Source organism: Serratia quinivorans, assembly GCF_052113645.1.
In the GTDB taxonomy this organism is placed as follows: Bacteria; Pseudomonadota; Gammaproteobacteria; order Enterobacterales; family Enterobacteriaceae; genus Serratia; species Serratia quinivorans_B.
The window spans coordinates 39,940-54,285 of the sequence record NZ_JBIEIU010000016.1; the positions used below are offsets into that span (position 1 = coordinate 39,940).

At 55.2% G+C, this 14,346-nt stretch carries 12 protein-coding genes and 1 tRNA gene; 5 read left to right on the top strand and 8 right to left on the bottom strand.

Translation table 11 applies throughout. From position 1 onward, the window contains the following. Positions 1–43 precede the first annotated feature (43 nt). The 3 genes from bcsE to bcsG are packed head-to-tail and all read left to right on the top strand — an operon-like array spanning position 44 to position 3,445. A complete protein-coding gene (gene bcsE, locus ACGS9J_RS22700; RefSeq protein ID WP_442232983.1) occupies positions 44–1,609 on the top strand; it encodes a cellulose biosynthesis protein BcsE in 1,566 nt (521 codons plus the stop codon). After that, the gene (gene bcsF / locus ACGS9J_RS22705) at positions 1,596–1,799 is read left to right on the top strand and encodes a cellulose biosynthesis protein BcsF (RefSeq protein WP_442232984.1); all 204 of its coding nucleotides are present in this window, start codon (positions 1,596–1,598) and stop codon (positions 1,797–1,799) included. Before bcsE ends, bcsF begins: the two co-directional genes overlap by 14 nt. Continuing rightward, complete coding sequence (gene bcsG / locus ACGS9J_RS22710) at positions 1,796–3,445, top strand: cellulose biosynthesis protein BcsG (protein WP_442232985.1); 1,650 nt, start codon at positions 1,796–1,798, stop codon at positions 3,443–3,445. The genes bcsF and bcsG overlap by 4 nt, the downstream gene beginning before the upstream one ends. Before the next feature lie 278 nt (positions 3,446–3,723). Here bcsG and dppF read toward each other — a convergent pair whose 3' ends face one another. The 6 genes from dppF to ACGS9J_RS22740 form a co-directional block, all read right to left on the bottom strand. After that, a complete protein-coding gene (dppF, locus tag ACGS9J_RS22715; protein ID WP_129936250.1) occupies positions 3,724–4,713 on the bottom strand; it encodes a dipeptide ABC transporter ATP-binding subunit DppF in 990 nt (329 codons plus the stop codon). After that, positions 4,710–5,690 (bottom strand): dipeptide ABC transporter ATP-binding protein, encoded by a 981-nt coding sequence (gene dppD / locus ACGS9J_RS22720; RefSeq protein WP_442232986.1) that lies wholly within the window; start codon positions 5,688–5,690, stop codon positions 4,710–4,712. The genes dppF and dppD overlap by 4 nt, the downstream gene beginning before the upstream one ends. A 15-nt stretch (positions 5,691–5,705) precedes the next feature. Further along, positions 5,706–6,608, bottom strand: a complete 903-nt coding sequence (dppC, locus tag ACGS9J_RS22725) for a dipeptide ABC transporter permease DppC (RefSeq protein ID WP_442232987.1) — start codon at positions 6,606–6,608, stop codon at positions 5,706–5,708. Positions 6,609–6,619: 11 nt separating this feature from the next. Then, a complete protein-coding gene (gene dppB, locus ACGS9J_RS22730; RefSeq protein ID WP_020824728.1) occupies positions 6,620–7,639 on the bottom strand; it encodes a dipeptide ABC transporter permease DppB in 1,020 nt (339 codons plus the stop codon). Positions 7,640–7,808: 169 nt separating this feature from the next. Next, positions 7,809–9,416, bottom strand: a complete 1,608-nt coding sequence (dppA, locus tag ACGS9J_RS22735) for a dipeptide ABC transporter periplasmic-binding protein DppA (RefSeq protein ID WP_442232988.1) — start codon at positions 9,414–9,416, stop codon at positions 7,809–7,811. 604 nt (positions 9,417–10,020) lie between these two features. After that, positions 10,021–11,712, bottom strand: coding sequence for a glycosyl hydrolase family 18 protein (locus ACGS9J_RS22740; RefSeq protein WP_442232989.1), 1,692 nt, complete (start codon positions 11,710–11,712; stop codon positions 10,021–10,023). Between the two features lie 377 nt (positions 11,713–12,089). Between ACGS9J_RS22740 and ACGS9J_RS22745 the strand changes: the two genes are divergently transcribed. Both ACGS9J_RS22745 and ACGS9J_RS22750 read left to right on the top strand, forming a co-directional pair. Continuing rightward, entirely contained in the window at positions 12,090–12,386 is a 297-nt protein-coding gene (locus tag ACGS9J_RS22745) for a toxin-antitoxin system TumE family protein (protein WP_442232990.1), read from the top strand. Beyond that, positions 12,374–12,730 carry an HVO_A0114 family putative DNA-binding protein gene (locus ACGS9J_RS22750; protein ID WP_442232991.1) on the top strand — a complete coding sequence of 119 codons (357 nt, stop codon included), beginning with the start codon at positions 12,374–12,376 and terminating at the stop codon, positions 12,728–12,730. The genes ACGS9J_RS22745 and ACGS9J_RS22750 overlap by 13 nt, the downstream gene beginning before the upstream one ends. A gap of 53 nt (positions 12,731–12,783) precedes the next feature. On the opposite strand, the gene ACGS9J_RS22755 is transcribed toward ACGS9J_RS22750, so the two are convergent. Then, positions 12,784–12,860 (bottom strand) — tRNA-Pro (locus tag ACGS9J_RS22755). A 120-nt stretch (positions 12,861–12,980) separates the two neighbouring features. Then, on the bottom strand, positions 12,981–14,312 hold the full coding sequence (locus ACGS9J_RS22760) for an MFS transporter (protein ID WP_442232992.1): 1,332 nt from the start codon (positions 14,310–14,312) through the stop codon (positions 12,981–12,983). Between the last annotated feature and the right edge of the window lie 34 nt (positions 14,313–14,346).

Here is a 14,346-nt window from a genome sequence, read left to right on the forward strand (position 1 = left end):
TTGGCCCACAACGACACTTTCAACGAAAGTAGAAAAATATCCTATGGCGCAATCTTTCTCATTAGGTATTCGGCAGATTTGGGAAGAACTGTCTGTCATGCAGGCTCCTGGATTGTATTGGGTGAATGTTGACCGTCAAACCGATGCCAACCTGCTCTGCCAACAAACAATAGCTGCCCAGGCCGCAACCAGCCAGGTGGCGTTGATTTGCAGCGGAGAAAAACCCGACCGGTTGCTGACCGAACTTGTCTCCCCTGCCTTGAAAAAAATCCCGCTGTACCAGCTCCCCGAAAAGAAAGCGGCACTGGCACATTTCAGCGACGATCTGATGCGCGCCCTAAAACCGCAAAACCGCTTATTGATCCTGCTGGCCCACGCCAGCCTGTGGCAAACCTTCACCCGCGAAGAGCTACGTGACTGGACCCGCACCACCGGCAACTGGCTGCGTCGGCAAGGCTGCACGCTGCTGATCCTCAGCCACGGCGGCGGCGTGAATAAGCTCAAAGGGCAACTCAGTACCCAACACCGGATCCTTAACGGGTTGGCCAGCCTGCAGTGGCAGCAGGACAGTGCGCAGTACCTGGTCAACTGGTGGAGCACCGAAAACGGCATCAACGCCAACCAACTGCTGACGCTGTATGCCGGCGAGCACGGCTGGCAGGGTGACGACGACAGCAACAAACCGTCCCCGACCGCGATCCGCAGTGATGAAGGGCGCTATCTGGCCCAGCAGAGCATTCTTGAAGGCGCACCGCCGCTGTCAGCCAACTGGCAACTGCTGGACACCAATGCACAACTGGCGCAGCACGGCATGTTGACGCTCTCGGCTACGCTGATCTTTGCCCTGTACCAAAGCGATGAAATCGATGCGCTGGCGCATCAAATTCATAGCCTGCGCCGTCAACGCGGCAACGGACTGAAAATCGTGGTGCGCGAGATGAGCGCCAGCCTGCGCTACAGCGACGAACGCCTGCTGTTGGCCTGCGGCGCTAACCTGATCGTACCGCACGTGGCACCTCTGTCGCGCTTTTTGACCATGCTTGAGGGGATCCAGGGACAGCGCTTTTCCCGCCACGTTCCGGCAGATATCGACGCGCTGTTGGCCGGGCTGCGGCCACTGCAACTGAAGGGCTACATGCGGCCGGACGATTTTAGTCAGGCGGTGCTTTCACTGATGGGCAACACGCTGCTGCCGGAAGACGGCAAAGGCGTGATGGTGGCGCTGCGCCCGGTGCCGGGGTTACGGGCCGAACAGGCGATGACCCTGTGTTTTTTGCGCCGCTTCGGTGACGTAATGACCGTGGTGCAAGGCCGGCTGGTGCTGTTCCTCTCCACCTGCCGGATTAACGATCTGGATACCGCCCTGACATTCATTTTTCGGCTGCCGGTGGATGAAGCCTTCAGTAACCGGGTGGTGTGGCATCAGGACGTAGATATTATTTCAGAAATCAAACGGCTGGCGCACAACGCCCCTCTTGCGTTGGCCACGGCAACCGCGCCGGCAGCACCACGCCAGACCCTGGCGACAGAAAGCCCGCAGGAGCGTCGTCAACCGGTGGCCTTCACGCTGACTACCGGTGCACAGGAGAATAAGCATGTTGAATCTTAGCGATATTGTGCAACTGATTATCCTGTGCGCGATTATTTTTATTCCACTGGGTTATACCTTTCACCGGCGTTTCCCGCACTGGCGCCAATACTGGCAAAACCTGTTGTTATCACCGCGCTATTTAAAATCCGTCGGGTTATGGGTGCGCGAAGGTTCTTCATCTCAGATTAAACGTAAGAAGCAGCCATGAAGCCAACAAACAACCCGCAATCCGATAACTCCCTGTGGCGCTACTGGCGTGGGCTGGGCGGCTGGAACTATTACTTCCTGGTCAAGTTTGCCCTGCTGTGGTTCGGTTACCTGAACTTCCACGCCTTGCCCAACCTGGTATTCATGGCGTTTCTGCTGATGCCGATACCGGCGATGCGTCTGCATCGTTGGCGCCATTACGTGGCGATCCCGATAGGTATCGCACTGTTCTATCACGACACCTGGCTGCCTGGCCTCAACAGCATCATGAGCCAGGGTTCGCAACTGACCGGCTTCAGCGCCCAGTATCTGCTGGAGCTGATCAACCGCTTTATCAACTGGCAGATGATCGGCGCCGCCTTCGTAATGCTGATTGCCTACCTGTTTCTGGCCCAGTGGGTGCGCGTTACGGTATTCACCGTTGCTGCGCTGGTGTGGCTGAATCTGATCAACATTGCCGGGCCGGCCGTGTCACTGCTGCCGGCCAGCACCAATGCGTCGACCAGTAGCACCGCGGCGACACCCCCCCCGGCGGCCAGCGATAGCGCACCGGCGGACAGCGCACCGCCCACCAACGCCAACCTGACGGCCTATCTGAACCAGTTCTATGACAAGGAAAAAAACCGCGTTACCGCCTTCCCGGCCAGCCTGCCTGCCGATGCTCAGCCGTTTGACCTGCTGGTGATCAACATCTGTTCGCTGGCCTGGGCAGACATGGATGCGGCGAAGCTGGAAAACCACCCGCTGTGGTCGAAGATGGACATTATGTTCGACAACTTCAACTCGGCAACCGCTTACAGCGGCCCGGCGGCGATCCGGCTGCTGCGCGCCAGTTGCGGCCAGCCTTCGCACCACGATTTGTATCAGCCGGTGAATCAGCAGTGCTATCTGTTTGAGAATCTGGCCAAGCTGGGCTTCAAAGAGCAACTGATGCTGGACCACTCCGGCGTGTTCGGCAACTTCCTGAAAGAGCTGCGCGAGCAGGGCGATATGCAGGCGCCGTTGATGTCTCAGGCCGGTATCGGCAATGAGCTGGCCTCGTTCGACGGAGAACCGATATACAACGATCTGGAACTGCTCACCCGCTGGCTGGATCAGCAACAGAAAGCCGGCGATACCCGCAGCGCCACCTTCTTCAACATCATTCCGCTGCATGACGGTAACCGTTTCGTCGGTTCGAACAAGAGCGCGGACTATCAACCCCGGGCGCAAAAGCTGTTCGACCAGTTGAACACCTTCCTGGAGCAACTGGAAAAATCCGGTCGTAAGGTGATGGTGGTGATTGTGCCGGAGCACGGCGCAGCACTGGTGGGCGACAAAATGCAGATGTCCGGGCTGCGTGATATCCCCAGCCCGAACATTACCCACACGCCGGTGGGCATCAAACTGGTTGGCATGAAAGCGCCGCATCAGGGCAGCCCATTGCAGGTCAAAACGCCGAGCAGCTACCTGGCGCTTTCCGAACTGGTTTCCCGTTTGGTCGACGGCAAGGCATTCACCGCATCGAGCCTAGACTGGCAGGCGCTGACGCAAAACCTGCCGCAGACGGCGGTCATTTCGGAAAATGACAATGCCATCGTGATGCAATACCAGGGTAAAGCTTACATCCGCCTGAATGGCGGTGATTGGGTACCGTACCCACAGTAACCCTATTGTTGTTATTACTCAGGCACGCCTTCGGGCGTGCTTTTTTTATAGCTGAGGTAATATAAAAGTCAAAAAGACAGCCTGATTAAAATGAACAGCCCTTTATTATTATCATGCGAAGATTCTTAACAGCAGGTTATTTCGTCAGGATTTCGTTAAGAGAAATAGGTACCGCTAATACAAATAAAATATCTACTCAATAAACTAATTAATACGCTGATGATTGAAAGCAAAAAAAAATGCCGGCGTAAATGCCGGCATTTTCAATGATAACAAAGTTATGCTGCAGGATTTTCATCCTGATCGACCGCAAAGCAGGCCACCATCTGATCGCCGTATTGCTTCAATTGAGGTTGCAGTTGGGTGCAAGGCCCGAAAGCACGGCGGCAGCGGGCATTGAATGCACAGCCTGGCGGCGGATTCATCGGGCTCGGCAGCTCGCCGGTCAGCTTGATGCGTTCGCGGCGCATATCCGGGTTCAGGCGCGGTGTCGCAGACAGCAATGCCTGGGTATACGGATGACGCGGGTTGTTGAAAATGGCGTCTTTACTGCCCTTCTCCACGCAGCGGCCGAGATACATCACCATCACTTCGTCGGCAATGTGCTCTACCACCGACAAATCGTGGGAGATGAACACATAGGACAGCCCCAAATCCTGCTGCAGATCCATCATCAGGTTCAACACCTGCGCACGCACGGACACGTCCAACGCGGAAACCGGCTCATCAGCAATCACCACGTCCGGGTTCAACATCAACCCGCGCGCAATGGCGATGCGCTGCCGCTGCCCGCCGGAGAACATGTGCGGATAGCGATCGTAATGTTCGGTTTTCAGCCCGACCTTGGCCATCATCTCCAGCGCTTTCTCACGGCGCTGCGCGCTGTTCAGCTCGGTATTGATCTGTAACGGCTCCTCGAGGATCTGCCCGACCTTCTTGCGTGGGTTGAGCGATCCATAAGGATTTTGGAACACGATCTGGATCTTCTGGCGCCGCAGCTTCTCGGCGGTGACATCCGGCTTCAGCAGATCCTGCCCCTGGTAGTACAGCTCGCCGCCGGTCGGCACTTCAATCATCGTCAGCAGGCGGCCCAGCGTCGATTTACCGCAACCGGACTCGCCCACCACCGCCAGGGTCTTCCCGCGCTCAAGGGTAAAGGAAACCCCATCCAGCGCTTTCACCAGCCGTTCCGGGGCAAATATCCCCTTCTTGACCGGGTAGTGTTTTTTCAGGTCAATCGCCTGCAATAAGGGTTGGTTCTGGCTCATACGGTCGGCCTCCCCGCATCATCCAGCGGTGTGTGACATTTAACCTGACGGCCGGGAATGCTGCGCAGTTCCGGCTCCTCAACACGGCAACGCTCAGTGGCGTACGGGCAACGCGGGTTGAGCAAACAGCCGCTTGGACGATCATATTTACCCGGAACCACACCCGGCAACGAAGCCAGGCGCGCCTTGTCGGTAGCAAATTCCGGCAGTGCGCGCAGCAGCGCCTGAGTATAGGGGTGACGCGGCGCACGGAAAATTTCCGATGCCTTGCCGGATTCCACCACCTGGCCGGCATACATCACGATGATGTGATGCGCTGCCTCGGACACCAGCGCCAAATCGTGTGTAATCAGCAGCAGCGCCATATTTTCACGCTGCTGCAGCTCCAGCAGCAGTTCGATAATTTGCGCCTGGATGGTCACGTCGAGTGCGGTGGTCGGCTCATCGGCAATCAGCAGTTTTGGCCGACAGGCAATCGCCATGGCGATCATCACGCGCTGGCTCATGCCGCCGGACAGCTGGTGCGGGTACACGTCCAGACGCGAAGCCGGATCGGGAATGCCCACCTGCGTCAGCAAGTCGACAGCCCGTTGACGACGAGTGCGACGGTTACCGCCCTGGTGCACCTTCAGCGCTTCCATAATCTGGAAACCGACGGTGTAACACGGGTTCAGGCTGGTCATCGGATCCTGGAAAATCATCGCCACTTCCGAGCCCACCAGTTGGCGGCGTTCTTTTTCGGAAATTTTGCGCAGGTCCTGGCCGTTAAACTCCAGTTTTTCGGCCATCACCTTACCGGGGTAATCGATCAGCCCCATGATCGCCAGCGAGCTGACGGACTTGCCGGAGCCGGACTCGCCGACAATACCCACCACCTGGCCCTGTTCCACGCTGTAACTGATACGGTCTACTGCGCGAAACGGGGTGCCTTCGTCACCGAAGTGCACCGAAAGCTTGTCTACATTTAATAAAGCCATCTCTCTCGTCCTCTGTTACTGCTTGAGTTTGGGGTCGAGAGCGTCACGCAAGCCGTCCCCCATCAGGTTAAATGCAAGCACCGTCAGCAGAATCGCCACGCCGGGGAAGGTCACGACCCACCAGGCGCTTTGAGCGAACTGCAGCACGTCGGAGAGCATGGTGCCCCACTCCGGCGTTGGCGGTTGCGCACCCATACCCAGAAAGCCGAGAGCGGCCATATCCAGAATGGCGTTCGAGAAGCCAAGAGAAGCCTGGACGATCAGCGGCGCCAGGCAGTTTGGCAAGATGTTGATAAACATTTGGCGCATCGCGCCGGCCCCCGCCACGCGGGAAGCGGTGACGTAGTCGCGATTCACTTCCACCAACACCGCCGCGCGGGTCAGTCGCACGTAGTGCGGCAAGGCGACGAAGGTTAACGCCAGCGAAGCATTGACGATGGACGGACCGAAGATCGCCACCAGCACCAACGCCAGCAGCAGGCTCGGCAACGCCAACATGATGTCGACGATACGCATGATGATCGCATCCACCACACCGCCGAAATAACCGGCCAACAGGCCCAGCACCACGCCCATGATCAGCGACAGTACCACCACCAGACAGCCGACCAGCAGCGACAGTCGCGCACCGTACATCAGGCGCGACAACACATCGCGGCCCACATCGTCGGTACCGAGGAGATATTGCCAACTGCCGCCTTCCTGCCACACCGGAGGCTTAAGCAGCGCGTCGCGGAACTGATCCGCCGGTGCATGCGGCGCCAAGACTCCGGCTCCGATGGCAATCACGAACATCACAATGATATAGACCAGGCCGACAACGGCCCCTTTATTGCGCTTGAAATAGTGCCAGAACTCCTGAAACGGGGTCATGGGCTTCGGCGCACCTTTAACTACAGACTCAGTGATTTGAGACATCAGAGCGCCCCTTATTTCTTGTGGCGAATACGCGGGTTGACCACGCCGTAGAGCACGTCTACCAGCAGGTTAACCAGAATAATCATACAGGCGACCAGCAATACGCCGCCCTGAACAACCGGATAGTCGCGACGTTGCAATGCATCCATCAACCAGCGCCCCAGGCCTGGCCAGGAGAAGATGGTTTCGGTCAGGATTGCGCCGGCCAGCATGGTGCCGACTTGCAGACCGATCACCGTCACCACCGGCAGCAAAGCGTTGCGCAAAGCATGCACCACAATCACCCGCATGCGGCTCACGCCTTTGGCGCGCGCGGTACGGATGTAATCTTCGCCCAACACTTCCAGCATTGAGGAGCGCGTCATACGCACGATCACCGCCAGCGGAATGGTGCCGAGCACGATAGCCGGCAGGATCATATGCATCACGGCATCAGCGAAATCGCCCGGCTCGCCCCAGATCAGGGTGTCGATCAGCATAAAGCCGGTTAACGGCAAGGTATCGTCAAGGAACACCGTGTCGCTGACCCGTCCCGACACCGGCGTCAGGTTTAGCTGCACCGAAACCAGCATGATCAGCATCATGCCCCACCAGAAAATCGGCATCGAATAGCCGGTCAGCGAGATGCCCACGGCGGTGTGATCGAATATTGAGCCTCGCCTGACCGCCGCCAGCACCCCCACCGGGATACCCACCAGCACGGCGAAAATCATCGCGCAGAACCCTAATTCCAGCGTGGCCTTGAAGCGTGGAACAAACTCATCCCATACGGAGATGCGGCTTTTGAGGGACGTACCCAAATCACCCTGCAACACGTTGGATACGTAAGAGAAATATTGTTGATAGAGCGGTTTGTCCAGCCCCATTTCCGCCATCAACTGCGCATGGCGTTCTGCGGAGATCCCGCGTTCCCCGGCCATGATGGTCACCGGGTCGCCGGGGATCATATGGACGAATGCAAAAGTCAGCAAAGTTATGCCGATAAACGTTGGGATAACTAACCCCAAACGTCGGAGTATGAACTGCAACATATCCCGAACTCTCTGTATAAATGCCCGGCAGCTCATCGTCCGCCAGGCTTATTAAAGCTCACACACTTTGAACAACCCTGATGCCATACGCCGGAGACTGGTCAGCAGAAGCGCAATCTGTTGCGCCCCTGCCAAGTCCATTCGTGTGTCGCCGGCTTAACGGTCAGAATTAATCTAGAGAAACATTCTCAAAGTGATGCTTACCAAGCGGATCCACAACATAGCCCTTCACTTCTTTACGCACTGGCTCGTAAACGGTGGAGTGGGCGACAATCAGTGCCGGAGCCTGATCGTGCATCACTACCTGAGCCTGTTTGTACAGTTCGATGCGTTTGTCGTGGTTCGATTCAGCGCGTGCCGGTTGGATCAGGTCTTCAAACGGCTTGTAGCACCAGCGAGAGTAGTTGGAGCCATCTTTCGCCGCGGCACAGCTAAACAGCGTAGCGAAGAAGTTGTCCGGATCCCCATTGTCACCGGTCCAGCCCATCATCACCGTCTGATGTTCGCCCGCTTTGGCGCGCTTGAGGTATTCGCCCCACTCATAGGTGACGATTTTGGCTTTCACGCCGATTTTCGCCCAGTCGTTCTGGATCATTTCCGCCATGCGGCGGGCATTCGGGTTGTACGGACGTTGTACCGGCATCGCCCACAGATCGATGGTGAAACCGTCTGCCATGCCCGCTTCTTTCAGCAGTTCTTTGGCCTTGACCGGATCATAGGTGTAATCCTTCACCGCGTCGTTATAGCCCCACATGGTCGGCGGGATCAGGTTTTTGGCCGCCTGGCCAGCCCCCTGGTACACCGCGTCGATGATCGCCTGCTTGTTGACCGCCAGGGTCAACGCCTGGCGCACCTTCAGGTTATCCAGTGGTTTCTTCTCAACGTTGAACGACAGGTAACCGACGTTCAGCCCCGGTTGTTCCATCAGGTTGATGGTTTTGTCCTGCTTCATGCGCGCGATGTCAGCCGGGTTCGGGTATGGCATCACCTGACATTCGTTCTTCTGCAGTTTGGCGTAACGTACCGAGGCGTCTGGTGTGATGGAGAACACTAAACGATCGATCTTCGGTTTGGTGCCCCAGAAACCGTCGAATGCCTTATAAAGGATTTTGGAGTCTTTCTGGTATTGCAGCAGTTGGAATGGCCCTGTCCCGATAGGGTTCAGGTCAACTTTCTCCGGCGTGCCGGCCTTCATCATCGCGTCGGCGTATTCGGCAGACAGAATGGATGCGAAGTCCATGCCCAGGTCAGCGACAAACGGCGCTTCCGGACGGGTCAGCACAAAGCGCACGGTGGAATCGTCCACCTTCTCGATTTTGGCGATCAGCTTCGGCATGTCCATGCCTTCAAAGTACTCATAGCTGCCGCCGGAGACTTTGTGATAGGCATTATTCGCGTCCAGCTGGCGTTCGAAGGAGAACACCACGTCGTCGGCGTTGAAGTCACGGGTCGGTTTGAAATCCTTGCTGCTCTGCCACTTCACGCCTTTACGCAGGTGGAAGGTGTAGATTTTGCCGTCTTCACTGACGTCCCATTTTTCCGCCAGGCCCGGCTGCAGTTCGGTGGTGCCGATTTTGAATTCAACCAGACGGTTGTAGATTGGCACCGAGCTGGCGTCATAGGTGGTACCCGAGGTGAACAACTGCGGGTTGAACCCTTCCGGGGAACCTTCAGAACAGTAAACCAGAGTCTTGGCTTGCACGCTGGCCGCAACGGTCAACGCAATCAGCCCAATACCGAATTTCAGAATCCCTGTTTTTCCCAAGGAACTTGTCATCGCTAGTGCTCCATTATGTGATGTGATGTGTGTATTACCGCCAGGGCCTGTATTTTTTATTGCGTGGCCTGTGCAGTCAGTGCCCGAAGGCTGGGAGGGATAGTTGCGCGAGAGAGCCGGGTTGAACGCATCCCGGTGGGGGCGTCTGAGCGCGTGGAATTCACTCAAACAACTCTCGCTCTTACCCCTGAGGCTACCAAATTGCCAACTGTTTGGGGTGTCGTCAATATAACCAGTAGGGATTTACACAGACTGTGAGAAACAGCAAACAAACATAAAAAAAACCTTTCTTTAACATATGCAGCATTAAAAATTATGCTATACGCTCATTTTTAGTTCGAATATCTGCGTTACAGAAAGTTACTGGTGTTTAACTCCGATAAAAAACTAAAAAAGTTTGTTGCTGAATGATGAATATCTGAACGGTTATTTTTGTGATCTGCGTTAAAAACAGGATGAAATGCTGATCCCCTACCCGAAAGAGTGAGACGCCGGAGGGCTTTTTGATCGAGGTAGCCTCACAATCTATGCGTCGTGAAAAAACTTTCGGCTGCCAAAAAGCCGGGGGCAAAAGGATATCCCCCGGCAACGTGCTACAACCGATTTATTGCGTGCCGGCGCTGTTACCCAGACTGCTGTTCATATTGTTCAGAATATCGCCGTTGTCGGCGTCAATTTCCCAAGAGAACAACCCGCCCAACTGCTTATCCAGCACATACTTGCCCTTCGCCTGCACCGATCGCGCATCGTCAAAGGTGATCAGGTCGCCGGTAGAAGGTTTGAAGACATACGGCGCTTCGGCGGTGGCGTCATAGCTGTACTGCCATTCGCCGCTCATAAACTCATTGGCGATTTGGCGGTAATCCACGATGCCGTTTTCCCAGGTCCCTTTCACCGGGCCAGTCGCGGTGCCGGTAAACGGAATGTTGTTCTGGTAGCCATTCACTCCGGTCCAGCCACGGCCGTACATGGCGGTACCCACCACGATTTTGCCCGGTTTCACCCCTTGCGACAGCAGGGCATTAACGCCATTCACCGTGGTATACGCCGTATCCGGTTTCCAGGACGGCGCTTTCAGCGCAGTCTGGTGGCCCAGATTTTTCAGATCGAATGCACCGTAGAAGTCGTAGCTCATCAGGAAGATGTGATCCATCGAGTTCTGCGCGGTGTTGTAATCCACCTTGTCGATTTTATCCTTGCCGGCGCTGATCGCAGAGGTCAGCTCATACTTACGACCCGTTTGCGCAGAAAGCTGATCCAGCATGGCGCGCAGCTCTTTCATCAACTGTACATAGGTCGCCCCGTCCTGTGCGCTGCCCAGTTTCGGGTTAGCGCCCTGCCCGCCCGGGAATTCCCAGTCGATGTCCACGCCGTCAAAGAACTTCCAGGTTTGCAGGAACTCTTTCACCGAGCCGACGAAACGATCGCGCTTCACCTTGTCGCCCATAAAGAAGAACGGGTCGGACAACGTCCAACCACCGATCGACGGCAGGATTTTCAGGTCCGGACGGGCCTGTTTCAGCGCCATCAACTGACCAAAGTTGCCTTTGTAGGGGTCATCCCAGGCAGTCACGCCCTTCTGCCCTTTTTGCAGCGCGGCGAACGGATCGTGGATCGACACTTTAAAATCTTCGCGGCCCTGGCAAGAACGCTGCAACGCCTGGAAGCTGCCTTCGATCTCTTTCAGGCTGTCGTTGATGCCGTCACCGCCGCAGATGGGAATAAAGCCGTACAACAGGTGCGTCAGGTTCTGTGCCGGGAGTTTGTCGACGGTGAAATTACGGCCGTAAACGCCCCACTCAACGAAATAAGAACCGACCACTTTGCCGGAGTCTTGTTTATAAGGCTTATTCTTTTCCAACAAGAGTTCTTTTAACGGTGCCAAATGGCTGCCATCGGTATCTGCCACCACAATTTCAGTGGCATCGCTGGCAGTACAACCGTCGGCATTGCATAACGCCACCTGCATTTGATAACGGCCTCCCTTATTCACCTTAAAGTTTGCCGTACCCGAAGCGCCGGTTGAAGCACCGCTCCAGACTTCTTTGCCATTTAATAATACTTTGGCCGTGGTACCGGTATCGCCATTCCATAAATTCCATGAAACAGCAACGTCGGCGGCATCTTTTACCTTAACCAGATTATTATAAGCCGTCGCGGCCTGATCGACCTCAACAATGGCGAACTTGGTATTGCCCCAGGCCAGCGTAGGCTTACCCGGCGCGGCGGCCTGCGCCGCAGAGCACAGCGTGCTGCCGATCAGCAACGCCAACAGCGGTTTATTAAATTTGCGCATAACTGATTCCTTTATTCCGAGAGGATAAACGTAAAATAATTAATGACGGCAGCCCATTGTCGGAGCAAAATAATTCCGCAATAATCCTGGCCGATTAAAGTCAATAAATAATCATTCATCTTTCCACGCAACGGAAATCTATCATTCCCATTTCGTGCATTCAGACTATAGATAAAATAATCATTAAAACAAGATAGCCATCAACCGGGTTTTATTGAGCAACGATGAATTCATTTGATAATGAATAATGGCTGCCAATAGGAATAAGGAATGTGAATTAAATACAGGGGAAGGATAAATATTTGTCATGGTTTTGATGTCATCGTTGACATCAAATTTAATTTAATGGTAGCGTAAACTTCAACAAGGAATGTTCAATGCCGGCGACACTCGTAATGAACAGACGCATTTGGCTGGACACAAACAGTTTGCTCAGCCTGGTTGTCTGGGACGTCACCCCCTCAGTGAAAGGCAGCAACCATAAGTACAAATATCGTTTGGCCTATGTGGTAAAGGATAAATGCGTATTACGCTATGACAATGAAGCGGGGAAAGGCGACCATAAGCACCTGGGCACCGCCGAGATCCCGATAAAGTTTATTGATATTAACAAGCTGGTTGATGATTTCGTTACAGAAGTGAACCAGCTCAGGAGGCCAAAATGCGCACTCTGATGGTAAGTGTAATGCCTGTCCAACAGGCGATAGATGGGCTGAAAACTGATTTTTCCAAAGCGTTATCCGGCGCGGATATGGGCAGCAGGCTGATATTCCCTGATGTCAAAACACTGACCTACGTATTGCTGAACACTAACCGGATGACGTTGCTGGAAACAATGACCGGTGCGGAAGCCATGTCGATCCGGGAGCTCTCGCGACGGATGAATCGGGATTTCAAAGCCGTACATACGGATGTTCAAGCTCTGCTGAATGCCGGTGTTCTGAATAAGAAAGGCGCGAAGATCATCTTTTCTTATGACGAAATCCATTTTGACTTCGTCACAGGCAAAGCGGCCTGAATGGCAAATAACGGGCGAAAAAAACCTGCTTTAAAAAGCAGGTTTTTCGAATGTGGTCGGCGAGAGAGGATTCGAACCTCCGACCCACTGGTCCCAAACCAGTTGCGCTACCAAGCTGCGCTACTCGCCGATGCGGGGCGCATCTTACTGCTGGGGATAATACGCGTCAATCACTTTTTCAACCCAGGCAGCCAAGTGGCGATAAAAGCGGCATAAAGCGCGCTGCGGTGCCCTGTAGCGCGCTTTTGCATCATGCCTTCGCGGTTTTCAATACCGGTGATTGTGCACGCAGGAACGGCAACAGGAACAGCGCGGACAGGCAGGCGGCGATGGAAATCACCACGAAGAAACCGTTCCAGTGCCAAATTTCCATGATCCGGGCGATCGGGTAGCCGGACAGCGCTGCCCCCAGATAAGCAAACAGGCCGACAAAACCGGTCGCCGCACCGGCAGCATCCTTGTGCGAACATTCCGCCGCCGCCATGCCGATCAGCATCTGCGGGCCAAAGATGAAGAAACCGATGGCAAAGAAGCAGGCAGCCTGCAGCAGGAAGGTGACACCCGGCATGATCCACAGTGCCGCAACCGACAGAAAGATACCGATGGCGAAGATCAGGTTCATGGGGCCACGGTTGCCGCGGAACAGTTTGTCAGAGCCCCAGCCCGCCACCAGCGAGCCGATAAAGCCCCCCACTTCGAACAGGGAAATCGCCGAGTTGGCGGTCATCAACGAATAGCCTTTTTCCTGCGTCAGGTACAGGTTGCCCCAGTCGTTGATCGCCGTACGCACGATGTACACCAGCACATATGACACCGCCAGCAGCCAGATGTATTTATTGGTCAACACGTAACGCTTGATGATCTCGCGGTTGGTCAGCCCCTGGCCTTCCGACTCCTGTACCAGTTCCATGGCGTCGTTACGCCATTTACCGACGCTGGGCAGCCCCATGGTCGACGGCTTGTCACGCAGCCGCCAGCACATCAACAGACCCAACACCACGCCGATGATGCCCGGAATAATCATGCCGTAGCGCCAGCTGAAGTGCAGCGAGATAAAGCCGACCAGCAGCGGGATCAGCGCGCCACCGAAGTTGTGCGAAGTGTTCCAAATCGCCCACCAGCCGCCGCGTTCGGAGCGGGAATACCAACTGGTGAGAATTTTTGAACACGGCGGCCAACCCCAACCCTGGAAGAAGGCGTTGAGGATCCACAGTGTCCCCAGCATCAGCAACGACGAGCTTAGCCCGAAGAAAATGTTGAGTATGCCGGTCATGATCAGGCCCAGCCCCATAAAATAGCGCGGGTTGGAACGATCGCTGATCATGCCCGAGATAAACTTCGAGCAGCCATAGGTGATGTAGAACAACGTGCCCAGAATGCCGACATCGGACATCGTCAGGCCAAGATCGCTCAGCATCGCCGGCATGATGAAGTTGAAGCTTTTGCGCGTGAAGTAAAACGCGGCATAACCGATGTACATCGTCCACATCAGTTGGATACGCCAGTATTTATAGCTGGCATCGATCTGTTTTTGATCGGTAACCGGCGGCACATCCTGGCGGCTTTTAAGGAAAGACCACATGTGAAACCTCAGAGAATAGGAAAAGTGCCGCTAT